Source organism: Parvibaculum sp., assembly GCF_030694575.1.
Lineage (GTDB): Bacteria > Pseudomonadota > Alphaproteobacteria > Parvibaculales > Parvibaculaceae > Parvibaculum.
The window spans coordinates 1-24709 of sequence record NZ_JAUYUS010000019.1; the positions used below are offsets into that span (position 1 = coordinate 1).

24 protein-coding genes are annotated in these 24709 nt (G+C 65.5%); 5 read left to right on the forward strand and 19 right to left on the reverse strand.

Going from position 1 to position 24709, the window contains the following annotated elements:
- Positions 1–175: 175 nt before the first annotated feature.
- Positions 176–664: a peroxiredoxin gene (locus tag Q8S60_RS03345; protein ID WP_305276187.1), complete on the reverse strand. Its 489-nt coding sequence runs from the start codon at positions 662–664 to the stop codon at positions 176–178.
- Positions 665–783: 119 nt separating this feature from the next.
- Entirely contained in the window at positions 784–1611 is an 828-nt protein-coding gene (locus Q8S60_RS03350; protein ID WP_305276186.1) for a protein-disulfide reductase DsbD domain-containing protein, read from the reverse strand.
- Between the two features lie 213 nt (positions 1612–1824).
- Between Q8S60_RS03350 and Q8S60_RS03355 the strand changes: the two genes are divergently transcribed.
- Entirely contained in the window at positions 1825–2436 is a 612-nt protein-coding gene (locus Q8S60_RS03355) for a YqgE/AlgH family protein (protein ID WP_305276185.1), read from the forward strand.
- Between the two features lie 35 nt (positions 2437–2471).
- Here Q8S60_RS03355 and Q8S60_RS03360 read toward each other — a convergent pair whose 3' ends face one another.
- The 12 genes from Q8S60_RS03360 to coxB all read right to left on the reverse strand — a co-directional run bounded on the left by Q8S60_RS03360 (position 2472) and on the right by coxB (position 16335).
- On the reverse strand, positions 2472–5411 hold the full coding sequence (locus Q8S60_RS03360; protein ID WP_305668368.1) for a bifunctional diguanylate cyclase/phosphodiesterase: 2940 nt from the start codon (positions 5409–5411) through the stop codon (positions 2472–2474).
- Positions 5412–5448: 37 nt separating this feature from the next.
- Positions 5449–6036 (reverse strand): GNAT family N-acetyltransferase, encoded by a 588-nt coding sequence (locus tag Q8S60_RS03365; RefSeq protein WP_305276181.1) that lies wholly within the window; start codon positions 6034–6036, stop codon positions 5449–5451.
- A 60-nt stretch (positions 6037–6096) separates the two neighbouring features.
- Entirely contained in the window at positions 6097–7371 is a 1275-nt protein-coding gene (locus Q8S60_RS03370; protein WP_305276179.1) for a pitrilysin family protein, read from the reverse strand.
- Between the two features lie 45 nt (positions 7372–7416).
- Positions 7417–8820, reverse strand: coding sequence for a threonine synthase (gene thrC, locus Q8S60_RS03375; protein WP_305668369.1), 1404 nt, complete (start codon positions 8818–8820; stop codon positions 7417–7419).
- A gap of 113 nt (positions 8821–8933) precedes the next feature.
- Positions 8934–10436, reverse strand: a complete 1503-nt coding sequence (locus tag Q8S60_RS03380) for a carboxypeptidase M32 (RefSeq protein WP_305276175.1) — start codon at positions 10434–10436, stop codon at positions 8934–8936.
- A complete protein-coding gene (locus tag Q8S60_RS03385; protein WP_305276173.1) occupies positions 10433–11173 on the reverse strand; it encodes an SURF1 family protein in 741 nt (246 codons plus the stop codon). Before Q8S60_RS03385 ends, Q8S60_RS03380 begins: the two co-directional genes overlap by 4 nt.
- Positions 11170–11556 carry a DUF983 domain-containing protein gene (locus tag Q8S60_RS03390; RefSeq protein ID WP_305276170.1) on the reverse strand — a complete coding sequence of 129 codons (387 nt, stop codon included), beginning with the start codon at positions 11554–11556 and terminating at the stop codon, positions 11170–11172. Before Q8S60_RS03390 ends, Q8S60_RS03385 begins: the two co-directional genes overlap by 4 nt.
- Before the next feature lie 79 nt (positions 11557–11635).
- Positions 11636–12472 (reverse strand): cytochrome c oxidase subunit 3, encoded by an 837-nt coding sequence (locus tag Q8S60_RS03395; protein ID WP_305276168.1) that lies wholly within the window; start codon positions 12470–12472, stop codon positions 11636–11638.
- Positions 12473–12599: 127 nt separating this feature from the next.
- Positions 12600–12782, reverse strand: coding sequence for a hypothetical protein (locus Q8S60_RS03400; RefSeq protein WP_305276166.1), 183 nt, complete (start codon positions 12780–12782; stop codon positions 12600–12602).
- Positions 12783–12789: 7 nt separating this feature from the next.
- Complete coding sequence (locus tag Q8S60_RS03405; RefSeq protein ID WP_305668370.1) at positions 12790–13749, reverse strand: heme o synthase; 960 nt, start codon at positions 13747–13749, stop codon at positions 12790–12792.
- A gap of 75 nt (positions 13750–13824) precedes the next feature.
- Positions 13825–15432, reverse strand: a complete 1608-nt coding sequence (gene ctaD / locus Q8S60_RS03410; RefSeq protein WP_305276164.1) for a cytochrome c oxidase subunit I — start codon at positions 15430–15432, stop codon at positions 13825–13827.
- A gap of 57 nt (positions 15433–15489) precedes the next feature.
- Entirely contained in the window at positions 15490–16335 is an 846-nt protein-coding gene (gene coxB / locus Q8S60_RS03415; protein WP_305276162.1) for a cytochrome c oxidase subunit II, read from the reverse strand.
- A 435-nt stretch (positions 16336–16770) separates the two neighbouring features.
- Here coxB and Q8S60_RS03420 point away from each other — a divergent pair, with 435 nt between their 5' ends.
- Both Q8S60_RS03420 and tldD read left to right on the forward strand, forming a co-directional pair.
- A complete protein-coding gene (locus Q8S60_RS03420) occupies positions 16771–17166 on the forward strand; it encodes a hypothetical protein (RefSeq protein WP_305276160.1) in 396 nt (131 codons plus the stop codon).
- A gap of 66 nt (positions 17167–17232) precedes the next feature.
- On the forward strand, positions 17233–18666 hold the full coding sequence (gene tldD, locus Q8S60_RS03425; RefSeq protein ID WP_305276159.1) for a metalloprotease TldD: 1434 nt from the start codon (positions 17233–17235) through the stop codon (positions 18664–18666).
- Positions 18667–18754: 88 nt separating this feature from the next.
- Here tldD and Q8S60_RS03430 read toward each other — a convergent pair whose 3' ends face one another.
- From Q8S60_RS03430 to Q8S60_RS03450, 5 genes are all read right to left on the reverse strand, one after another.
- A complete protein-coding gene (locus tag Q8S60_RS03430) occupies positions 18755–19258 on the reverse strand; it encodes a topology modulation protein (RefSeq protein ID WP_305276157.1) in 504 nt (167 codons plus the stop codon).
- Positions 19259–19260: 2 nt separating this feature from the next.
- Entirely contained in the window at positions 19261–19644 is a 384-nt protein-coding gene (locus Q8S60_RS03435; RefSeq protein WP_305276155.1) for a VOC family protein, read from the reverse strand.
- Between the two features lie 139 nt (positions 19645–19783).
- The gene (locus Q8S60_RS03440; RefSeq protein ID WP_305276153.1) at positions 19784–21154 is read right to left on the reverse strand and encodes a glutamate--cysteine ligase; all 1371 of its coding nucleotides are present in this window, start codon (positions 21152–21154) and stop codon (positions 19784–19786) included.
- 281 nt (positions 21155–21435) lie between these two features.
- Complete coding sequence (locus tag Q8S60_RS03445; RefSeq protein WP_305276152.1) at positions 21436–22026, reverse strand: NAD(P)H-dependent oxidoreductase; 591 nt, start codon at positions 22024–22026, stop codon at positions 21436–21438.
- A 182-nt stretch (positions 22027–22208) separates the two neighbouring features.
- Entirely contained in the window at positions 22209–23003 is a 795-nt protein-coding gene (locus Q8S60_RS03450) for a 16S rRNA (uracil(1498)-N(3))-methyltransferase (RefSeq protein WP_305276150.1), read from the reverse strand.
- Positions 23004–23188: 185 nt separating this feature from the next.
- On the opposite strand from Q8S60_RS03450, the gene Q8S60_RS03455 reads away from it, so the two are divergent.
- Together Q8S60_RS03455 and ubiA are read left to right on the forward strand one after the other, a co-directional pair.
- The gene (locus Q8S60_RS03455) at positions 23189–23683 is read left to right on the forward strand and encodes an NUDIX hydrolase (protein WP_305276148.1); all 495 of its coding nucleotides are present in this window, start codon (positions 23189–23191) and stop codon (positions 23681–23683) included.
- A gap of 193 nt (positions 23684–23876) precedes the next feature.
- Positions 23877–24709 (forward strand): 4-hydroxybenzoate octaprenyltransferase (ubiA, locus tag Q8S60_RS03460; protein ID WP_305668371.1); only part of this gene is annotated, 833 nt, incomplete at its 3' end.

Sequence of the window (24709 nt, forward strand, 5' to 3'; positions counted from 1 at the left end):
TTGAACTCTCGAAGATTTCTTCGGAGCCTTCGCCGCCGCTTTCGACCCACCTACAGACACTAAGCCCCCGATTCAAAACAGGAAACGCCGACAGGTTACTGCCGGCGCTCCGTCGAATCAACATTTAGCCTAGGGGCTGGCCCTTTCGGGGAGGCTTTTTCTCAACCGGAAACGCTCAGCTCAACTGCTGCAGAATGTTTTCCGCGCCCGAGACCTCGGCCTTGCCGCCGGCCGGTTCCCTGTTCAGGCTTTTCACCACGCCGTCGTCGACCAGCATCGAGTAGCGCGACGAACGCACGCCCATGCCGAAGCCCGTGCCGTCGAATTCGAGGCCGAGCGCCTTGGTGAAGTCGCCATTGCCGTCGGCCAGCATCGTCACCTTCTCGTCGGCGCCCTGCTGCTTGCCCCAGGCGCCCATGACGAAGGCGTCGTTGACGGAGAGGCAAGCGATCTCGTCCACGCCCTTGCCCTTGATGGTGTCCGAATTCTTGATGAAGCCGGGCAGGTGCTGGTTCGAACAGGTCGGCGTGAAGGCGCCCGGCAGCGCGAAGACCACCACCTTGCGGCCCTTGAAATATTCGCTCGTCTTCACGGGCGCGGGGCCCTTGTCGGTCATCTGCATCAGCGTGGCTTCGGGAATCCTGTCTCCGACATTGATGGTCATGCGAGCCTCCTCGATTGTTGCATTACGTGCCTTTCGGCCCGGCTGTTGGCGGGCATTAAAGCCCCATTCGCGCGGCGCCGCCAGTCCCGCGGCCGGTCGTCACGAAGGTGTGTGCGGCGTCAGCGCATCGTCTTCCGCAGCACGAACGCCTTGTCCGGGCCGGATAGAATGAATGCGATTTCCTCGCCGTCGAGCATTGCCGTCGAGAGCACTTCCGCCGGAACGCTGTAGAGCACGGTGTCGCGCTCGCGCGTGACTTCCGGCGTGCCGAACCAGACATTTGGCGGCCCGTCGACGATCAACGCGGGCGGGGTGCAACCGGTTCCGCACTGCGCCAGACGAACTTCTAGCGTCGGCGCCGCATCCGCCCGCCAGCCGACCGTCAGCATGTCGGGATCCGCCGGTGCCACCGGCACGCGGCCAAGCGCCGCCCGCAGGCGCGCCGCGTCCGGCGTCGGGGCGATGCCGCCCTCCTCCGTGCCCGGCGGCAGCGCCAGCGCGAGTTCGGCCTCGCGCGGCACGCAGATTTTATCCGAGCAGACGCCGTAAAACATGGAAAGCCGCAGCGTCACCGGAAGGGCCGGGTCTTGCGGCACGACGCGCAGGGGAAGCAGAAGTTCGTTCCTGTAACCGAAGGTGATGTCACCCGGTTCGTCGAAGCGCTGCGGCGCCGGCCAGCGCACTTCCACATCCGCCACATTCTCCGATTGCGACCAGTCGAATGTCGGCGCGATGCCGGAATCGCCCGGCTCGCGCCAATAGGTCTTCCAGCCTTTCGCGAGCCCGATGTCGATGCCCGCGAGCAGCGGCCCGCCGTCATGCGCGGTCGAGGCGGAGACGAGCGCAAGCCGCGTCACGCCGTTCATGCCCGCGGCGGCCGTTCCCGGCGCAAGCAGAAAGAGCGCCGCGCAAAGCAGCGAAAAAAGTCGCAGGTTCCGTCGACCCATACCCGGCATTTCCGTTCCGTTATTTCGGCGCAGCCGTTTCCTTTTCGGCGGCGCTTGATGCCGCCGCCATTCGCACCACATCGTTAATAGCCATCTTATCATCTGGTCCCCGCTCTCCGCCCACAAAAACCTGTGACATCGGGCGCGGGACGGTGCAGGATTTCACCGGTGGCGCGGCATGCGCGCCAAGCGACGTGGAGGCAGGTTATCGCCATGAGCCCTATGTCGGCGGATTTGAGTTACCGCCCCGGAGACGACGGATTTCTCGAGGGCAAGTTGTTGATTGCGATGCCGTCGATCGGCGACAGCCGGTTTGAGCGCACCGTCATATACATGTGCGTTCACAATCCCGACGGCGCCATGGGCATCGTCGTCAACAAGCCCGCGCAGAACATCACCTTTCCCGATCTCCTCGACCGGCTTTCGATCCATGTTCCCGCCGCGCAGTCGCCGGACAGGATCGGCTGCCCGGTGCTCGCCGGCGGGCCGGTGGAGATGGGCCGCGGCTTCGTGCTTCACACGCAGGATTATTTTTCGGAGGAATCGACCCTGCCCGTCGACGAGAATGTCGGATTGACGGCAAGCGTCGACATTCTGCGCGCCATGGCCAGCGGCTGCGGGCCGAGCCGCGCGCTGCTCGCGCTCGGCTATGCCGGCTGGGCGCCCGGCCAGCTCGATGCCGAGATACAGGCGAATGGCTGGCTCCATTGCGACCCCGATCCCGATCTCCTGTTCGGGCGCAATCTCGACGCGAAATATCACGAAGCGCTGGCGAAACTCGGCATCAACATCTCGCTGCTCTCGGGCGAGGCCGGACACGCCTGATCTTGTCGCTGCCAATGGTGAGCCCCGGCAGCGATCTATCGCTGCCAATGGTGAGCAATGAAGTCGAGGGCTTCCGACGCGCGCATCGGCTGACCGAAATAATATCCCTGCCCGTAATCGCAGCCCATTTCGGCCAGGTCTTGTGCCTGCGTCTCGCTTTCGGTTCCTTCGGCCACGACCTCCATGCCGAGGTCGTGCGCAAGCGTCACCATCGAGCGGATGATGAGCGGCGTTTCGCGGTCGGCCGACATGCCGGCGACAAACGAGCGGTCGACCTTCAGCGTGTCGAAGGGAAAGCGCTGCAGATAGCTCAGGCTCGAATAGCCGGTGCCGAAATCGTCGAGCGAGAGCCCTGCCCCCAGCGCCTTGATGCGCGTCAGCATGCTGGCGGCGAATTCCGGGTTCTCCATCACCAGCGATTCCGTGACTTCGAGCTTCAGCGTTCCGCGCTCGATGTCGATCCGGTTCAGCACGCGCTTCACATCGTCGATCAGGTCGTGCCGCAGAAGCTGGCGGCTCGATACGTTGACGCTGACGGTCAGCGCGCGCTCCATCGGGAACAGCTTCTGCCAGGTCGCCAGTTCCTCGCTCGCGGCGCGCAGCGCGAAGCGGCCGATTTCCGTGATGACGCCAAGCTCCTCCGCCAGCGGCACGAAATTGTCCGGTGCGAGCAATCCCTCTTTCGGATGGTTCCAGCGGATCAGCGCCTCGAAGCCACGCACGCCGCCGTCGGTGAGCGACATGATGGGCTGGTAATAAAGCTCCATCTCCTTGCGCTCTATGGCGTGGCGGAGGTCGGTTTCGAGCGTCAGGTGATCGTCGGCCTCGGCGCGCATCCCCGGTTCGAAAAGTTCGATCCGCGCCTTTCCCGAACGCTTGGCGCGGTACATGGCGATTTCGGCTTCGGTGAACAGTTCCTCCGGGCGTTCATGCGCATCCTCGCAGATCGCCACGCCGACCGAGCATGTCGGGTAGACCTCGTGGCCCGCGACTTCGATCGGCTGGCGCAGGAATTCGCTCGCCTGCTCGGCGAAGGCGAGCGCATCCTCGCGTTCGGTGCGCGTCGTCAGCAGCACGGAGAAAGCATCGCCGTCGATCCGCGCCACGGTGTCGTCCTGAGTGACGAGCGACTCGAGGCGCCGCGCGATCGCGATCAGCAGCGCGTCGCCGCCCGAATGGCCGAGGCTGTCGTTCACGGTCTTGAAGCGGTCGAGATCAATCAGCAGCAGCGCCGCACGCGGCCGCTCCAGCAGCCCGCGTTTGCGGATGGCGCGGCTCATGCGGTCCATGAAGAGCGCGCGGTTCGGCAGGCCGGTCAGGCTGTCATGCACGCTGTCGTGCATCAGCCTTTCCTCCGCGTGTTTCTGCGAGGAAATATCGCGCACCGTGCCTATACAGCGCGTCGCATAGTTCTCCGTTCCGGCGACGCAGCTCGCGTTGAGCGCCACCCAACGGAAGACGCCGTCCGAATGGCGCATGCGGAATTCGAGCGTGAAGGAAACCGTGCCCCGTTCGATATAGGCGTTGAGCGCATTTCGGTAGGTTTCGCGGTCGGACGGGTGCATGTGCTCGCGCCACGCGACTTCGTTGCCGTCCAGCGTGCCCGCGTCGAGCCCCAGCATCGCCTCGACGGAAGGCGACACATAGAGCTTGTCGCCCGAAATGTCCCAGTCCCACACACCCATCCGCGCGCCCGACAGCGCGAAAGCGTGGCGCTGTTCGCTTCGCAGCGTGCCTATATCGGCGCGGCGGCGGCCGCCTTGTGCGTGATAGGCGGCGGCAAAGGCGAAAAGCGTCAGCGCCGTCGTGAAGACGCCGCCTGAAAAAACGGTGCCCGCGAATGTGCCGGGCAGCCAGCCGGCCGCGTGGAAGGCGGCAGTGAAACCCGCAATGGCGAAAAGAACGGCGCCCGGGATGAGCAATTGCGCCGGCCGCACGCCGTGCAGCGCCGCCATCACGACGAGGGGCGCACCGCCGAGCAGCGCGACGGCGAGGAAGAGCCGCACATAGAGCGCCGCGCCCGACACGCTGATGAAGGCGAGCGGAATGCCCACCAGCGCCGCATAGGCGAGCCACCGCGTCGCCATCGCAAGCGAGGCGGAGCGGCGTTCGCTGTCGAGGAAGAAGCGCTCCAGCATGAAGACGGCCGAAGCGAACAGCGCCAATGCGATGGTACGGAATACGAGGTCCCACCATGGCGACAATGAGAACATCGTGCCGAAATAGCCGAACTCGCCCAGCAGCACGAGGAAGCCCGCGCCGAGCAGCGCCGCCGTCGCGCGCGCCGCCGCTACCCGCGTCAGCACGCCGAGAGCGGCCATATAGACCGCGAATGCCGCGACGACGGCGAGCATGCCGCCCTCGACCAGCGAGAGGCGCCGCGTGAACGAAGACCACGCTTCTTCGTGCCAGAGATAGAGGCCGGCTTCGCTCTCGTCTTCCGAGTGGAGCGCCACCGTCATGCTGGTTTCGGGGTTGCCGGTGACGGAGAAGACCGCGAAGCCAGGCCAGGCGGCGCCGGGTGCGAAAACCGGATCCTCGCCACCCGCCGCCACCGCGCGGGTGATTTCCAGGTGCGGCCTTGGCCAGAAGAAGGCGCCGATCCCATCGTCGCGCCGGTCCGCCACCAGCAGCCGCGTTACCAGGTCTTCGCTGCGATTGCGGAGCGCGACCGCGCGCCAGACGCCCGCGGCATCTCCCTCGCCGTCCGACAGCACGACGGCGCCATCCTCCATTGCGCCTTCGCCGCCATCCTCATCCAGACCGGAGCCGATTTCCGCCGCGCCGTTCGACGGCGGTTCGATGGTGAGCCTGCGGCCCGCCGCCGCGTAGTTTTCGACATAGGGCGTGAGGTCGATTACCGGGCGGGCATCGTCCATGGCGACCGCGTCCAGCGCACGCGCCGTCATGGGCGCAAGCGCCATCGGCAAAGCCAAAGCCAGCGCCGCCAGCGCATGCGCCATGCGCGCCTTCATCGGGCCCCCTCGCCGCATCGGAAGAAAACTCCTTGTCCTATAGGCGCGGATCGTCGCGCAGAATGGCGTACACGACATGATCGCGCCACGCGCCGTTGATGCGGAGAAAGCCCCTCGCAATACCTTCTTCCGTGAAGCCGCATTTCCGCAGGACGGCGCGCGAGCGCTCGTTTTCCGGCAGACAGGCGGCCTGCAGCCTGTGCAATTTCAACTCCTCGAATACAAACGGGATGAGCGCTCTCACCGCCGCCGTCACATATCCCCTGCCCGCGAACAGCTCGCCCGCCCAATAGCCCAGCGTGCAGCTCTGCTGGACGCCCCGCTGCACACCCGAAAGGGTGCAGCCGCCAAGCAGAACATCATCTTCCTCACGAAAGATGAAAAAGGGGTAGGCATGGTCCTCGCGGATTTCGCGCTGGTAGCGGCGAATACGCCGCCGGAAGGCCGTTCGCGTCAGGTCGTCGGTCGGCCAGGTCGGTTCCCAGGGGGTCAGGAAGTCCCGGCTCCGGCCGCGCAGGTCCGCCCATGTGCCGTAATCCGTAAGCTGGGGGCTGCGCAGATAGATGCCGTGGCCGAGAATCAGCGGCGCCACATCCGGCTTCGACATCGACCGAAGAAAAGCCATGAAATGGACCGCCCCCTCCGCGACGGGCGGCCCTTTTGGCCCCCTCCCTAAATCGCGGCGCTAGTTTGTAAATCTTGCCGCGATCCGGTCATAGGATTCAAGTCCGCCGCCCTTGCCGGCCAGCGGGCCGATGGCGGAAAGCGCGAGGCCGGGGCCGCTCAACAGCCGTCCGGCATAGCGGCGCACGGCGGCGGCATCGACCGCATCCACCTTCTCGATGAGTTCGTCGATCGGCAGCACGCGGCCATGGATCATGTATTGCCGCGCGATCTGCTCCGCGCGCGACGAGGAGCTTTCGAGCCCCATCATCAGCCCGGCCTTGATCTGCGCGCGGGCGCGGGCGGTCTCCTCCTCCGTCACGTCCTCGCCGATGCGGCCCATCTCGCCCGACAATACGGGCATCAGTTCGGCCACGTGGTCGGGCGCCGTGCCGGCATAAAGGCCGAAGACGCCGGTATCGGCAAACGACCATGAGAAGGCGAAGACCGAATAGCAGAGGCCGCGCTTCTCGCGCACTTCCTGGAAGAGGCGGGACGACATGCCGCCGCCCAGCACGCCGGAAAAGACCTGTGCGGTGTAGTAGTCCGGGTCGCCATAGGTCGGGCCTTCGAAAGCGAGCGCCAGATGAACCTGTTCGAGGTCGCGCTCCGTGCGGCGCTCGCCGCCGCCGAAGACGGCCGCGTCGGCGCCGTTGGTGACGCGGCGCGGCAGGTCGCCGAAGCGTTCTCGCGCCAGCTTCACCAGTTGCTCGTGTTCGAGCCCGCCCGCCGCCGCGAGCACCATGCCGGGCGCGAGATAGCGCTGGCCCATATAGCCCTGCAACTCGTCGCGGCCGAAGGCGGACACCGTGTCCACCGTGCCGAGGATCGAGCGGCCGAGCGGCTGGCCCGGAAAGGCCGCCTCCAGCAGGTCGTCGAACACCACGTCGTCCGGTGTGTCGTGCGCCTGGCCGATTTCGGAAATGATGACCCCGCGCTCGCGCTCGACTTCCTGCGGATCGAAGACCGAGTTCTGCAGAATGTCGGCGAGAATATCGACCGCGAGCGGCAGGTCCTGGCGCAGCACGCGCGCGTAATAGGCCGTCGCCTCATGCGTCGTGTGCGCGTTCAGGTGGCCGCCCACCGTCTCGATCTCTTCCGCGATCATCAGCGCCGAACGGCGTTCCGTGCCCTTGAAGGCCATATGCTCCAGCATATGGGAGACGCCGTGCTCGCGGACGCTTTCGTGGCGCGCGCCGGTATTGACCCAGACGCCAACCGAGGTCGTGTGGAGATGCGGCATGCTGTCGGTCACAATGGTGAGGCCGTTTTCGAGGCGGGTCACTTCAACGGACATGGGCACACTCCTTATTATTCAACGTCATATACAAACTGAAAACTCTCACGCGGCCATCGATCGGGCGCGTTCGCGGATGAAGGCCTCGACCGCGCCGAGATCGTTCGGCAGCGCTTCCAGGCGTTCCTCCCGCGTAAAAAGATCGGCCATGGCGGGCGGCAGCTCGGGATGGATACCCGTCGCCGCCTTCACCGCATCCGGGAACTTTGCCGGATGTGCCGTCGCCAGACTTATCATCGGTACCGACACATCGCCGCGCAGCCTTGCCGCAGCGGCAATACCGACCGCCGAATGCGGATCGACGATCTCGCCCGTCTCCGCCAGCATCCTCGCGATGGTCGCCGCGGTCTCCGTCTCGTCGACGCGCGCGGCGCCGAACTGCCCCTGAATGGCTTCGAGCCGAATGGGGTCGACGGTGAAGGCGCCCGATTGCGACAGGCTCTGCATCAGTCGCGTCACAGTCGCGCCGTCGCGACCATAGGCGTCGTAGAGCAGCCGTTCGAAATTCGACGAGACCTGGATGTCCATGCTCGGGCTGATCGTCGGCACGACCTTGCCGACCTCGTAGCGGCCCGTCTCGAGCGTGCGCGCCAGAATGTCGTTCACGTTGGTCGCGACGATCAGCTTCGCAATCGGCAGCCCCATCCGCGCCGCCGCATAGCCCGCGAAAATATCGCCGAAATTCCCCGTCGGCACAGAGAAGGAGACCTGCCGTCCGGGCGCGCCCAGCGCCACGGCGGAGGTGAAGAAATAGACGATCTGGGCCATAACCCGGCCCCAGTTGATCGAGTTCACGCCGGCAAGGCTCACCTCGTCGCGGAAGCCGTGATCGTTGAACATGGCCTTCACCAGCGCCTGGCAATCGTCGAACGAGCCTTCGATGGCGATGTTGTGGACGTTGGCGTCGAGCACGGTCGTCATCTGGCGGCGCTGTACTTCGGAGACGCGGCCCTTCGGGTGCAGGATGAAAATATCGGTCGTGTCGCGGCCCTTGAAGGCTTCGATGGCGGCCGAGCCCGTATCGCCCGAGGTCGCGCCCACCACCGTCACGCGGCGGCCCTTGGCGGCCAGCACATGGTCGAACAGGCGCGCGAGGATCTGCATCGCCACGTCCTTGAAGGCGAGCGTCGGCCCGTGAAAGAGTTCGAGCAGCCAGTCGTTGGAGCCGAGTTGCCGCAGTGGCACAATCGCCTTGTGGCGGAACGAGGCATAGGCCTCGCCGATCATCCGCTGCAGGTCGTCGTCGCCGATCGCGTCGCCGATGAAGGGCCGCATGATGCGGAAGGCGACCTCTTCATAGGGCAGTCCCGCCAGCGCCCTGATCTTGCGCTCGCTCAGTTGCGGCCATTCCACGGGCACGTAAAGGCCGCCGTCGCGGGCCAGACCGGCGAGCAAAGCGTCCTCGAATTCAAGCTCCGGAGCGACGCCCCGCGTGCTGACGTATTTCACCATAATCTCCAGGATAGCCGGACTACAGCGGATGTCGATCCGGACGGCCGTAACCTAGCCCCGCCCGGAGCCGGAGGCAATCTGAACCGGAAAAATGGCGGAAATGCTGGGTTTTAGCTCAGGTATCTTGCTTGAATATGGCGCCTGAACGCCGCCGTTCCAAGAGGCTCTTCTGTCGCGGCGAGGAGGATCCCGTCGGGCGTCAGGCGCGAGCCGCGGCCATGCACATGCTCCCTCACCCATCGCACCAGCGGCGAAAAATCGCCCTCTGCGAGCGCGTCCTCGAGGCCCGGATGTGCGCCCTTGGCGGCGGCGAAGAGCTGCGCGGCGGCGAGCGCGCCGAGCGTGTAGGTCGGGAAGTAGCCGAACGATCCCGACGGCCAGTGGATGTCCTGCATGCAGCCGTTCGCGTCGTCCGGCGGCACGATGCCGAGCAGCGTCTTCATGCCCTCGTTCCAGGCGGCGGGCAGATCGGCGGCGCGGAGTGTGCCGGCGATCATCGCCCGTTCGAGCCGGTAGCGCAGGATGACATGCAGCGGATAGGTCACCTCGTCGGCATCGACCCGGATGAGGCTCGGCCCGACCTTCCGGTAGTGGCGCAGCAGATTGTCCGGCTCCCATGCCGGTCCCTCGCCGCCGAAAGCCGCCTTCAGGCGCGGCGCGAGAAACGAGATGAAGGCAGCAGAGCGGCCGGCCTGCATCTCGAACAGCAGCGACTGGCTTTCATGGATCGTCATGCCGCGCGCGCGGCCCACCGGCTGGCCGCGCCATTCCTCCGGCAGTCCGCGCTCGTAGAGCGAATGCCCGGTTTCGTGGATCACCGCCATCAGGCTCCGGGTGAAGTCCGTCTCGTCGTAGCGGGTGGTGATGCGGCTGTCCTCCGGCACGCCGCCGGTGAAGGGATGGTGGCTCACATCGAGCCGCCCATGCGCGAAGTCGAAGCCGAGAAAGCCCATCACCTCGCGGCCGAGCCATTCCTGAAGCGCGACCGGGAACGGCCCTTCGAGCGCCAACGCGCCGGGGCCCGCGTCCTGCTGCTCCATCACCTCCTGCATGAGGCCGGGCAGAAAGCCTTCCAGCTCCGCGAACAGCCCGTCGATTTCGGCGGCGCGGCGGCCGGGATCGTAGCCGTCCAGCAGCGCGTCATAGGGATCGAGGCCGAAAGCCTCCGCCTTCGCCGCCGCCTGCTCGCGGACGAGTTCGATCAGTTGGTCAAGCGCGGGCGCGAGGCTCGCATAATCGTTCGCGGCGCGCGCCTTCCGCCAGATCATTTCCGTCGCCGACTTCTGGCGCGACAGCCGCGTCACGAGATCGGCGGGCGTCGCCGTCGCATGGGCATGGACGCGGCGCATCTCGGCGAGGTTCGCGCGGTCCCACTCGGCAAGCTCGCTCGCCGTCGCATCCGCGCTCGCCAGCAGGTCCGACACTTCCGGCGCCGTCAGCGTTTCGTGCGCGATGAGCGAGAGCGCCGCCTGCTGCTCGGCGCGGGCGCGGGCGCCGCCTTCCGGCATCATCGTCGCGCGGTCCCAATGCAGCACCGCCTGCGCGCCCTGCAGCGCGGCGAGCCGGTCGAACCTGTCTTTCAGCGCGCCGTAAGCCGCCGTCGAATTGCTCATGCCTTCGGTCTTCCCATGCGTCCGTTCGAACGATGATAGACCAGATAGACGACGGCGAGCACCAGCCCGAGGCCGAACCAGGTCAGCGCATAATCGAGATGGTTGTTCGGCAGGTCGATGCGCGTGCCCCCCGCCTGCGGCCACTTGCCCGGAAAGGCGTTCGCCTCCGCCTCGACGAAAAAGGGCGCGACGCGGCCGACGCCGAGCGCCGCTCCCATGACGGCGGGATCGCGCACCATCCAGACATTCTTCACGGGGTCGTCGGCGCCCGCAAAGGCGCTGCGCTCCTGCGGCCGGCGCAACACGCCGGTGAAGCTCACCTCGCCTTCCGGGAGCGCGTCCCTTGCCGAGGCATCCTTCAGCCCCACGGGCACGAAGCCCCGGTCGACCAGCACGACCGCGCCCTCGCCGCCTTCGATTTCGAACGGGCTGATGACGGCGTAGCCCGGCGTCCCGTCCGGGCTCTGCATGAAGTAGTGAAGTTCGCGGTTGCCCGCGAAGTGCCCCGTCAGTTGCACGCGCCGGTATTCATTCTCCGCGAGATCGAGGCTCTGCCATGCGTCCGGTGCGGGCAGCACGACCGGCGCGGCGGTCAGCCGCTCCGCGATCCGTGCGATCAGGTTTTCCTTCCATGTCAGCCGGTCGAGCTGCCAGAAGCCGAGGCCGAGCAGAACGGGCAGCATCAGCGCGGTGAGCAGCGTCGGCCAGAAGAGAGGGCGGAAAAAGCGGTTGCTCATTCTTCCCGTCCGCCTTCGAGCCGCCCCTCCTCCGCCCGGTGGCGGAATTGCTGCGCGACAAGCCAGCCCTTGAGCGGCCGGAGCAGCCCGATGGTCAGCGCCAGCGTCAGCGGAATCCACAGCAGCGCATGCACCCAGTAGGGCGGCGACCAGGTGAACTCCACCCACAGCACGAGGCCGACGATGATGAAGCCCGCGATCATCATGATGAAGACGGCGGGTCCGTCGCCGGCATCGGCGAAGCCGTAGTCGAGGCCGCATTCCTTGCATCCGGGCGCGAGCGTCAGGAAGCCGTCATAGAGCTTTCCCTTGCCGCAGCGCGGGCAGCAGGATCTCAGCCCGACTTCGATGGAGGACGGTGCCGTGCTCAGGTTTTCCGCCATGATCACTTTCCCAAAAAGCCGAGGGCGGGCCGCATTCCGCGCCCGCCCCCGCATTGAACCGATTGACCGGCGTTTGCCGTCAGTGGGCCATCGTGGCGCCCGCCGATCCCCAGATATAGATGGAGAAGAACAGGAACAGCCAGACCACGTCGACGAAGTGCCAGTACCAGGCCGCCGCCTCGAAGCCGAAATGCTGCTTCGGGGTGAAGTCGCCTTTCACCGCGCGCAGCAGGCAGACGATCAGGAAGATCGTACCGACGATCACATGGAAGCCGTGGAAGCCGGTCGCCATGAAGAAGGTCGCGCCGTAGATGCTGCCGCCGAACGAGAAGGCCGCATGGGCGTATTCGTAGGCCTGTACGGCTGTGAAGACGAGGCCGAGCAGCACGGTGAGCACGAGACCCTGCACCAGGCCCTTGCGGTCGCCATGCTGCAGCGCGTGATGCGCCCAGGTGACCGTCGTGCCCGATGTCAGCAGGATCAGCGTGTTGATGAGCGGCAGGTGCCACGGATCGAACACTTCGACGCCCTGGGGCGGCCAGTGACCGCCGGTGAAGGCGACGCGGGCGGCCTGCTTCGCCTCGCCGGCGAAAAGGCTCGCGTCGAAGAAGGCCCAGAACCAGGCGACGAAGAACATCACTTCGGACGCGATGAAGAGGATCATGCCGTAGCGCAGGTGAAGCTGCACGACCGGCGTGTGGTCGCCCCTGTGCGCTTCGCGGATCACGTCCCGCCACCAGGCGAACATGGTGTAGAACACGATCGCAAAGCCGATCAGCATGACCCAGGGCGAGGAACCGTGCATCCAGTTGACGGCACCGATGGCGAGCACGAAGGCGCCGATCGATCCGACGACCGGCCAGGGGCTCGGGTCTACCAGATGATAGTCGTGATGTTTGGCGTGGGCGTCAGCCATGTCCCCTCTTCTCCGCTTCAGAGCTTTTCCGGCGAGGTTCGACCCTCATGCCCGGAAATGCGACTAACCAAATTCCACTCCGGCATATGCCGGGAAAGATAACCGTCTCGTGAGATGGGCGCGACCGTCAGAGCGGCCGGTTCGCCACATTGCCCCCGAGTTTCACAATCGTCACCACGAAGAACAACAGCATCAGGCCCGCAAGCGTCCACGCGATGGCGAGGTTGCGCTGGCGGCGGCGCTTCAACTGTTCGTCCGTCCATTGCGGAGCGGCGACCTTGTGCCGTTCGCTTTCGTCCTGTTCGCTCATCCGCGCCTCACAGCGTCAGGGCGGGGGCGGTGCCGCCCAGGCCCAGCATCTTCTCCGCCAGCAGCAGCGAGAAGATCAGGAAGAGATAGAGAATCGAATATCCGAAAAGCCGTTTCGCGGCCTTGTCCTGCGCCGCGCCCGGGCCCGTCCGCCAGACGCCGAAAGCCAGCCACAGGAAGCCCGCGCCCAAGGCCGCCGTCGCGCCCATATAGAGCGCGCCCGCAAAGCCGAGGAAACCCGGCAGCAGCGTCACAGGCACAAGCGCCAGCGAATAGAGCATGATCTGGCGGCGCGTTTCCGCTTCGCCCGAAACCACGGGCAGCATCGGCACGCCGACTTTCTCGTAGTCGCCGCTGCGATAGAGAGCGAGCGCCCAGAAATGCGGCGGCGTCCACATGAAGATGATGAGGAAGAGCGCGATGGATTCGACGGAGACGGAGCCCGTCACCGCGGCCCAGCCGATCATGGGCGGGAAAGCGCCGGCCGCGCCGCCGATCACGATGTTCTGCGACGTGCGCCGCTTCAGCCACATCGTGTAGACGACGAGATAGAAGAAGATCGTGAAGGCGAGCAACGCCGCCGCCACCCAGTTCACGAGCACGCCCATCGTCATCACGGCGAAGACGGAGAGGATCGAGCCGAACACGGCCGCCTCGCGCGCCGTCACGCGGCCCGCCGGTATGGGGCGGTTCGCGGTGCGCGCCATGCGCGCATCGATGTCCGCGTCGTACCACATGTTCAGCGCGCCGGACGCACCCGCGCCGACGGCGATGCAGAGCAACGCCGTGAAGCCGATCACGGGGTGGATGCCGCCGGGCGCCACGGCGATACCGACCAGCGCCGTGAAGATCACAAGCGACATCACGCGCGGCTTCAGCAGCTGGAAGAAGTCGCGTGCGCTTCCCATGCCGCCTTCGGGGAAGGCGGCGGAAGTGTCGCGGTCGTTGCTGATCGCTGTATCCGACATGAACTCGTAAGCGTCTTTCGTTGTCTTCGGTCGTCAAAGGTACTCCGGCCGGGATGGGCCCGGCCGGAGCGGTAGTCACTTGATCCGCGGCAGTTCCGAGAACTGGTGGAACGGCGGCGGCGAGGAAAGCGTCCATTCGAGCGTGGTCGCGCCTTCGCCCCAGGGGTTGTTGCCCGCCGGCACCTTCTTCATGAAGGCCTGCGCGATGCCGTAGAGGAAGATCAGCACGCCGAAAGCGGAGATGTAGGAGCCGATCGACGACACCAGGTTCCAGTAGGCGAACGCATCCGGGTAGTCCGAATAGCGGCGCGGCATGCCCTGCAGGCCGAGGAAATGCTGCGGGAAGAACACGAGGTTCACACCGATGAAGGTGACCCAGAAGTGCAGCTTGCCCACGAATTCCGAACACATATAGCCGCTGATCTTCGGGAACCAGTAGTACCAGCCCGCGAAGATCGCGAAGACGGCGCCGAGCGACAGCACGTAGTGGAAATGCGCCACCACGTAGTAGGTGTCGTGCAGCGAGCGGTCGACGGCGGCATTCGCCAGCACCACGCCGGTCACGCCGCCGATGGTGAAGAGGAAGATGAAGCCGATCGCCCAGAGCATCGGGGTGCGGAACTCGATCGAGCCACCCCACATCGTCGCGATCCAGGAGAAGATCTTGATGCCCGTCGGCACCGCGATGACCATCGTCGCGGCCACGAAGTAGGCCTGCGTGTTGACCGACATGCCGACCGTGTACATGTGGTGCGCCCACACGACGAAGCCGACCACGCCGATCGCGACCATGGCGTAGGCCATGCCGAGATAGCCGAACACGGGCTTGCGCGAGAAGGTCGAGATGATCTGCGAGACCATGCCGAAGCCGGGAAGAATGAGAATGTAGACTTCCGGGTGGCCGAAGAACCAGAACAGGTGCTGGAACAGGATCGGGTCACCGCCGCCTTCGGGCGAGAAGAAGGTCGTGCCGAAGTTGCGGTCCGTCAGCAGCATGGTGATCGCGCCCGCGAGAACGGGGAGCGAGAGCAGCAGCAGGAACACGGTCACGAGGATCGACCAGACGAAGAGCGGCATCTTGTGCAGCGTCATGCCCGGTGCGCGCATGTTGAAGATCGTGGTGATGAAGTTGATCGCGCCGAGGATCGAGGAGGCGCCGGCGATGTGGAGCGCGAGGATCGCGAAGTCCATCGCCGGTCCGGGCGTGCCGGAGGTCGAGAGCGGCGGATAGATCGTCCAGCCGCCAGCGGCGCCGTTGCCGCCGGGCATGCCGGGCACGAACATCGAGATCACGAGAAGGCCAAGCGCGGGCGGAAGCAGCCAGAACGAGATGTTGTTCATGCGCGGGAAGGCCATGTCCGGCGCGCCGATCATCAGCGGCACGAACCAGTTGCCGAAGCCGCCGATCATCGCGGGCATCACCATGAAGAAGATCATGATGAGGCCGTGCGCCGTCACCAGAACGTTGAAGAGGTTGTGGTCGCCACCGAGGACGCCGTCGCCCGGATACATCAGCTCCGCGCGCATCAGCACGGAGAAGGCACCGCCGATGATCCCCGCGATGATCGCGAAGATCAGGTACATCGTGCCGATGTCCTTGTGGTTCGTCGAATAGACGTACCGCTTCCAGCCCGTGGGGTGGTCGGCGTGATCGGCGTGCGCGCCCGCAGCTTGCCCTGCCATCTCTCTTAACCCTTCGTTCTTACGATGTTTGCTTCGTCAAAAGGCAGCGACGCGCGTTCAGCGCGCGTTCGCAACCGCGGCTTGCGCCAGTTTCACTTTGTCGTTCGTGCCGGCAGCGGCCTGCTGCTGCTCGGTCCATTGCTGGAATTCCTCCCGCGTCACCACCAGCACGTTGATCGGCATGAAGGCGTGGCGCTGGCCGCAGAGCTCGGAGCACTGGCCGTAGAACATGCCGGTCCGCTCGGCGCGGAACCAGGTCTCGTTAAGACGGCCGGGCACCGCATCGATCCTGACGCCGAACTGCGGCACCGCGAACGCATGGATCACGTCCGCGCCCGTCACGATCACGCGGATCGTGGTGTCGACCGGCACGACCATCGCTTCGTCCGCCGTGAAGAGGCGCGGCTGGCCTTCCTGGAGATCGGCGTCCTCGACCATGTTCGAGATGATCGAGATGTCGCCCTGGTCGGGATATTCATAGCCCCAGTACCACTGGTAGCCGACCGCCTTCACCGTCATCTCGGCTTCCGGGATCACGACTTCCTTGTAGAGGAGGCGGAAAGAGGGAATGGCGATCGCCACGAGGATCATCACCGGCAGCACCGTCCAGGCGACCTCGAGCAGCGTGTTGTGCGTGGTCTTGGTGGGCGTCGGGTTGGCGCGGCGGTTGAACCGCACCATGACGATCACGAGAAGGAGCGTCACGAAGGCGACGATGATGCTGATCGTGATGAGCAGCCAATTATGCAGCGCCACCAGGTCGTGCATGACGGGCGTCACCGCTTCGGGAAGCCCCATGCCGCGGTCGACCGGCATGGCAAACGCGGCCGGGACGAAACCGCCGCCGGCAAGTCCGAGCGCGACAGCGAGAGCGAAAAGGCCAAATCCGTTCAGAAACCGCATGCTTATCCCCAGCTAGTCAATTCACTTCCGGTCAAATTCCGGTCCAATCCGGGCCGCGCCCCAGAACCATATCGGCGGGCAGCGAAGATGGCCGTCAGAAACCATAAACCGTTGGCCGCCGCAAGTTCCGCCGCAGCTTCTTTTGTTGTTTCCTGGACGGCGGCATCCCCCTGATGCGCCTCCGGACAAGCCGCGCTCGGGGGGTTCCCGCGCGCCGCGCATTGTCCGGGCAGACGACTCGCACCGGCAGTATAGTCACGGGGAAGCCGCAGGCCACAGGCATGGCCGCGCTTTGCGACGTTTTGCCACAATAAGCGGGAGAATTCGCCGCACCCGCCCGCCCGGCCCGCCGGGAAATTCCCTTTCCGCCCCTTTCCCGCGGCCTGAAATGTCCTAGAGTATTGGTTGGCTATTCGGTGCGAGGGATTCTCACTCATGCGCGACGAGGCGCTCATTCATTTCCATCTCGGGCGGCACATCTCCGCCGGTCTCGTGCTGCCCCAAAATGGCGGCGCGGCGCCGGAGCTCATCTCGGAGGCCGCGCCCTGGCTCGACCCCCGCGATCCCGGCCGCTGCGTCGTCGGTTTCTGCGCCGCCCATCCCGACCTCGTGGGCGATGTCGTCGGGCCGCCGCCCGCCGGCTGGGAAAACTGGCACTTCGCGGAATGGGACAACTGGTTCGGCCGCATCAACGGCGTCTTCCTGGTCGATCTCCAGTCGCTGAAGGTGACGCAATACCCTCTCTACAGCTGCGCGCCGCAGGTCGTGCGCTGCGATCTCTCCAGCCTGCCGCGCCGCCTCGTCCCCGTCGAGGAATGGCTGGCGCGGTAACATCCGCCGCTTGCGCTCCCTATATGTTATGGCCTGTCGAGACCCACGGCGCCCCAAGGATCAATCATGACCTCCTCTTCCGACGATCTCTTCTTCACCCGCACCGGCCTCGACCGCGACCGCGTCGCTTCGCTCGTGGGGGAGACGCTCACCGGGGCCGATGACGGCGAGCTCTTCATGGAGTACCGCCAGTCGGAAGTGCTCGGCTTCGACGACGGCCGCCTCAAGACCGCCACCTTCGACACCAATCAGGGCTTCGGGTTGCGCTGCGTCGCCGGCGAAGCCACCGGCTATGCCCATGCCTCGGAACTCTCCGAAGCCGCGTTGAAGCGCGCGAGCGATGCCGTGCAGGCAGTGAAGACGGGTCACACGGGCGTCTCGGCCGAAGGCCCCGCTCGCACCAACACGCATCTCTATTCGGATGAAAATCCGCTCGGCGCGCAGAGCTTCGAGGAGAAGGTGAAGCTTCTCGCCGAGATCGACGCCTATGCCCGCGCGAAGGACCCCCGCATCCAGCAGGTCTCCGCCTCGCTCGCGGGCGAGTGGCAGGCGGTCGAGATCGTCCGCGCCGACGGCTCGTCGCTGCGCGACATCCGCCCCCTCGTCCGTCTCAACGTCGCCATCGTGGCCGGCGAGAACGGCCGCCAGGAAACCGGCTCCTACGGCGTCGGCGGCCGCATGGGCTACGACGTTTTCATCGACCCGCTGAAATGGCAGGCGCAGGTCGACGAGGCGCTGCGCCAGGCGCTGGTCAATCTCGAAGCCGTGCCCGCTCCCGCCGGCGAAATGGACGTGGTGCTCGGGCCGGGCTGGCCGGGCATCCTGCTCCACGAAGCCATCGGCCACGGCCTCGAGGGCGATTTCAACCGCAAGAAGACTTCCGCCTTTGCGGGGCTCCTCGGCCAGCGCGTCGCCGCGCCCGGCATCACGGTCGTCGACGACGGCACGCTGGCGGATCGCCGCGGCTCGCTCACCATCGACGACGAGGGCACGCCCACCTCGCGCACGGTGCTGATCGAAGACGGCATCCTGAAAGGCTACATGCAGGACCGCCTCAACGCCCGCCTCATGGGCATGGCGGCGACGGGCAACGGCCGCCGCGAATCCTACGCGCACCAGCCGATGCCGCGCATGACCAACACCTACATGCTGTCGGGCAATCGCGAGCCGGACGAAATCCTCGCCTCCGTGAAACGCGGCCTCTACGCCGTCTCCTTCGGCGGCGGCCAGGTCGACATCACGTCGGGCAAGTTCGTCTTCACCTGCACCGAAGCCTACATGATCGAGGACGGCCAGATCGGCGCGCCGGTCAAGGGCGCGACGCTGATCGGCAACGGCCCGGATGTCCTCACCCGCGTCTCCATGATTGGTAACGACATGAAACTCGATCCCGGCATCGGCACCTGCGGCAAGGGGGGACAAGGTGTCCCCGTCGGCGTCGGCCAGCCGACGCTCCGGATCGACGGATTGACGGTGGGCGGTACGGCCAGAGCCGCATAAGAAGGGCGGCGTAGGAGCGGTTAGCCTTCTGCACAAAGAAAAAATAAAAATGTCGTCCCGGCAACAAGTGCCGGGATGACATCTGTTTTTAGAGTCCCGTCATGAACTCCACGATCTCCGCATCGCTCCGCAGGCGGAATACTCGCGCATGCGCGGCGTCGCGCGCCAGTGCCTCCTCCATCATCGCGTCATGCGTGCGCTTGAAGTTCCAGATGAAGCGGTAGAAGGCGAGATCGAATTTCTCCGGGCAGCCGGGCGCGAGGTCGGCGCGGTTCCGGCCGAACTGCGTCAGCGTCCGGCGGAAGGCGCGCCACAGGCAGACCCGGCGCGGCTGATCCACCCAGATAACGGTGTCCGCGCGCGGCAGGCGCAGATCGAAGGTGCGGCTGAAATTGCCGTCGATCACCCAGCGTTCCTCCGCCACCGCCGCGGCGACCTTCGGCCGGAACTCGTCATAGGAACTCTCGATCCAGCCGGGCTTCCAGAACAGCACGTCGAGATGCACCACCGGCAGGTTGAAACGCCGCCCGAGCGCACGCGCAAGCGTCGACTTGCCGCCGCCGGAGCAGCCGATGACGAGAATGCGCCGCACGCCTAACCCTTCGAGCTGTGGCAAACCGCCTGCAGCTTGTTGCCTTCCGGGTCGCGGACGTAAGCGCCGTAGTAATTCGGATGGTAATGCGGGCGGAGCCCCGGCTCGCCCTCGCTGGTGCCGCCCATTTTCAGTGCCGCCGCATGAAAGGCGTCGACGGATTTGCGATCAGGCGCGAGGAAGGCCGCGTGCCAGCCGTTTCCCGGATGATGCGGCTCGCCGTTGAAGGGCGTCACCACAAAGACCTTCGGCCCCGTCGCCGTGCCGTAGGACGTGAGGCCCGGCGCCTTGAAGAAAGGCGGAATACCGAGCGTCGCCAGCACCGCGTCATAGAAAGCCGCCGCCTTGTCCGGATCCTTCGAGCCGATGGTGATGTGACTGAACATGAGTGCCCCTCTCCCCTTCAACCGTCATTGCGAGGAGCGAAGCGACGAAGCAATCCAGAGCCGCAATTGCCGGAGCCAGCCGCTCCTGGATTGCTTCGCTCCCAAACGGTCGCTCGCAATGACGCGTCAGATGAAACCCCTAAAACGCGAACTCGTCGAACACCGGATCGACCGAGCCGTTCCAGCGCCCGTGGTAAAGCTCCAGCAGCTCCTCGGCCGGCGACTTCCCCTTCGCGACGATCGCCTCCACCGCGCTCAGATGGATCGCCTCCGTTGCGCCGACGCCGTCGCCGTTTGCGCGCGCATCGAGCCCGGCACGCGACATCGCCACCGCGCGGCGCGCCACGTCGAGCAGCGTGCCGCTCCGGAACGGCGTGTGGAGCCCGTGTTTCGCCACGCCGTCGCGCAGGGCCTGCCGCTCTTCCGCCGTCCAGTCCTTCACGAGGTCCCAGGCCGCGTCGAGCGACGACTGGTCGTACATGAGCCCGACCCAGAAGGCCGGCAGCGCGCAGATGCGCGCCCACGGCCCGCCATCCGCGCCCCGCATCTCCATGTAGTTCTTGATCCGCGCTTCCGGGAAAATCGTCGTCAAATGGTTGTTCCAGTCGCCCCGCGTCGGCGTCTCGCCGGGGAGCGCCGGCAGCCGGCCCTCAAGGAAATCGCGGAAGCTCTGTCCCGTCGCGTCGATATATTTTCCGTCGCGATAGACGAAATACATCGGCACATCGAGCGCGTAGTCCACATAGCGCTCGAAGCCGAAGCCGTCCTCGAAGACGAAGGGGATCATGCCGGAGCGCGCCTTGTCCGTATCGGTCCAGACATGCGAGCGATAGGAGAGATAGCCGTTCGGCTTTCCTTCCGTGAACGGAGAATTGGCGAATATGGCGGTCGCGACCGGCTGCAGCGCGATCGCCACGCGCAGCTTCTTCACCATGTCGGGTTCGGAGGCGAAATCGAGGTTCACCTGCACCGTGCAGGAGCGGTACATCATGTCGAGACCCATGGTCCCGACCTTCTTCATGTATTCCGTCATGATCTTGTAGCGGCCCTTGGGCATCACCGGAATTTCGTCGCGGCGCCAGTTCGGCGTGAAGCCGAGGCCGAGAAAGCCGATGCCGTGTTCCGCGCCCACTTCCTTCACCTGCGCCAGGTGGTCGTGAAGCTCGGCGCAGGTCTGGTGCAGCGTTTCCAGCGCCGCGCCGGAGAGTTCGAACTGGCCGCCGGGTTCGAGCGAAATATTGCCGCGCTCGCCGTTGCCGCTTTCGAGCCCGATGATGTTCTCGCCTTCCATCACCGGCTCCCAGCCGAAGCGCGTCAGCCCTTCCAGCATGGCGCGGATGCCGTGCTCGCCGCCATAGGGGATCGGCGTGCGGTTCTTGACGCAGAAGGGAAATTTCTCGTGCTCGGTGCCGATGCGCCAGTCGCTCTTCGGCTTGTTGCCGCGCTCCAGCGCGGCCACGAGATCGCGGCGGTCGGTGATGGGCTCGGGCCCGGCAACGAGAATGCTCATGCGAGCCCCTTTTCCTGAACGGACCTTATTCGTTGCGGGTCGGCAGCCCCTGCCCCCCGTTCCGGTCCTCACATGCGCAAAGATGTAGGAGCGGGAGCGGGGCCTGACAAGCGCCAATGTCGGTTCAGAAAGGAACAGGCGAGGAGAACGGAAGGACAGACATGCGAGGCGCACGAGCGCGAAATGGAATCATTCCACTCCTGCTTCTTCCCATCTGCATCACTCAGCTTCCCACCCTCCCCTTGGGGGAGGGTGGGAAAGATAGTGCGAGGAGCCGCCCCTCAAACCACCCGCGCCATCCGCCGCCGCACAGCCGCCAGATAGCGTTCCCGCTTGTTCTGCGTCGATCCGTCCATCTGGTAGCAGCCGAGCCAGAGCTGGCGGCAGTCCGGCGCGCAGAGCGCCCTCATGCCGCGCATCAGCACCCGGCGATGCGGCTCGCCAACCAGCTTCGACCACCACCAGGGCGCGCCGCAACTCGTCACCGCCGACAGCAGGCGGATATGCGTCAGTCCCGGCTGGATGCGCCCTCCGCCCTTCGGCAGATGAAACGCGACACCCGGCAGCCAGACGCGGTCGAGCCAGCCCTTCAGCATGGCCGGCATGTCGTACCACCATGTCGGGAAGACGAAGACAATTCCCTCCGCCCATTTCAGGTCCTCGGCATAGGAGCCGAGACCTTCCGGCACGTCCTGCTCGTTCGCATAGGCGGCATGTTCTTCCGCCGTGAAGCGCGGGTCGAAACCATCCGCATAGAGATCGACCACGCGCGTCTCATGGCCCGCCTGTTCAAGCCCCCGCACGGCCGCGTCCCGCATCGCGGCAACGAAGCTCTTTTCCACCGGGTGGCAATAGACAACCAGCACGCGCATTCCGTGTCGTTCCTTTCAGGGGCATTGGAGTTTAATTCAGGACAAGGACAAAACGCACCGGGTTCCATCGGGTTCCATCCCGGTTCCGTAGGCGGAAATACGTCGCAAAAACATTGGCGGAACGAAGCAAAAAAACAATGTCATCCCGGCTTTCGCCGGGATGACAAATCATTTTGGTCTTCTCACCAATCCCCCAGCGCAAGCCCCACAACCGCCAGCGCCGCGATTGCCGCCGTGTCGGCCCGCATGATGCGCGGCCCGAGCGAGAGCACCGCCGTATCCTTCCGTCCCCGGAGCAGTTCTCGTTCCTTCGGCGAGAAGCCGCCTTCCGGCCCGATCAGCACGGCGAGCGGCGCGCCGCGCCAGCCCTCCGCCGCCAGCCGCGCCAGCGCCTCGCGCGCCGCGCCCGGTTCCTCGCTCTCGTCGCAGAAGAGGATGCGCCGTCCCGGCGCCGTCTCCTCCCACTTTGCGAGCAGGCTGCCGAGCTTTTCCGCTTCCCGCACTTCCGGCACGGCGACGAGGCCGCATTGCTCCGCCGCCTCCACCGCATTCGCCTGCAGCCGCTCGTCCTTCAGCCGCGTCACGACGGTGCGCTCCGTGATGACCGGCTGGATCACCGCCGCCCCCATCTCCGTCGCCTTCTGCGCGATGAAGTCGAGCCGCGCCTTCTTCACCGGCGCGAAGAGGAGCCAGACATCCGGCAGCGGTTCCTGCGCACGCGTCCGCGCCACGAGTTCCAGCACGCAATTCTTCTTGTGAGGTTCGGCAATCCGCGCCGCCCACTCCCCGTCCCGCCCGTTGAAGAGCAGCACCTGCGCATCCGCGCCCATCCGCAGCACATTGACGAGATAATGCGACTGGTCGCGATCGAGCGTCAGGCTCGCGCCCTTGCCCAGATCCCCCTCCACATAAAGCCGCGCCTTCCCGCTCGCACAGCGGGGGGTGTCGTGGGTGTCGTCGCTGTCTTCGCGCGCCATGGTCATCCTCTTCGTCACTCACCTTGTAAGGCGCGCAAAGTCTCCACCCAAAATAAAAGTGTCACCCCGGCGAAAGCCGGGGCTCATGGGCCTATCGCCTTGCTGTGCCTTCCGATGGATTCCGGCTTTCGCCGGAATGACATTCTCTGTTTGATTGATGAAAGCTCACAGTCCGCCGAGTCCCCATGCACCCCCGCAAGACCGCCCGTGTCCTCCTCTTCGATCCACAGAACCGTCTCCTCCTCGTTCGCATGCATGACCCGGATGTCGGCGATGCGGCGGGCAGGGTGCTGGCCGAGCCCTATTGGGTGACCATCGGCGGGGAAATCGAGCCTGGGGAGGATATTGCCACGGCGGCAAGGCGAGAGCTCCGGGAGGAGACCGGCCTGACCGATGCCCGCTTCGGGCGGCCCGTCTGGACCACTGAGCATGCGCTTTGCATTCACGGCAAGATGCGCCTGCTGCAGGAAACGTTTTTGCCTGCATGGACAGAGGGGGCCGAGCTTGCCCGCGACGCATGGAGCGAGACGGAGCGGCGGGTCCTTCAGGGCTTCAAATGGTGGACACTGGCCGAGCTGCAGGCGGCCGGGGAGACGATTTTCCCGACCTCGCTCGTCCGGCACCTCCCGGCCCTGCTGGAGGGAGATATCCCCGCTTCACCGCTTGCCATCGAGCCCTGAGCGAAGGCCGAAACGACTCCATGACAGTTTCATGACAGTTCGATGACAGAACCAGCATTACGGAACCTTATCGGCGTACTTGTCCCCGGTTTTCGCGGGTGAAAAACGCCGCGCCAGCCGCTAGTCTCGCGACACGGCGGCGCCCTTCCGGGATGCTCCGTATACGTTCCTTTCCCTTCCGAGGCCTGCCCCCATGACCGCAGACGGACCCGCCGAAACCCGCGTCGCCGATGCGCCCCCGGAGAACTGGGTGGACCGCTTCGCGCCGCGTTTTGCGCGGCCCTATATGCGGCTCGCGCGGCTCGACCGGCCCATCGGTACCTGGCTGCTGCTGCTCCCTTGCTGGTGGTCCATCGCGCTGGCAAGCGAGGGGGGCCCGAGCCTCGGCCTCATGCTTCTCTTCGCCGTAGGTGCGGTCGCCATGCGCGGCGCGGGCTGCACCTATAACGACATCGTCGACCGCGACATCGACGCCGCCGTCCAGCGCACGCGCTCGCGGCCGATCCCGTCCGGCGCCGTCGGCATCGATGCGGCATGGGCGTTCCTTGTGGCGCAATGTCTTGTCGGCCTCGCGGTGCTGCTCGCGCTCAACACTTTCACCATTCTGCTCGGGCTCGCATCGCTCGCGCTTGTCGCGATCTATCCCTTCATGAAGCGCATCACCTACTGGCCGCAGATCGTGCTCGGCCTTGCCTTCAACTGGGGGGCGCTGATGGGATGGGCCGCCGTGACGGGTTCTCTTTCCCTTGCGCCCGTCCTTCTCTATCTCGGTGCCATCCTCTGGACCGTCGGCTACGACACCATCTATGCGCATCAGGACAAGGATGACGACGCGCTGATCGGCGTGAAGTCGTCCGCGTTGAAGCTCGGCGCGTCGACGCGGAAATGGCTCTGGGTCTTCTATGGCGCGATGATCGCGGCGCTTGCCGCGTCGGGCGCCGCCGCCTCCATCGGCATGTTCTTCTATCTCGGCGTCGCGCTTGCCGCCGCGCAACTCGTCTGGCAGATCGTGAAGCTCGATATCGA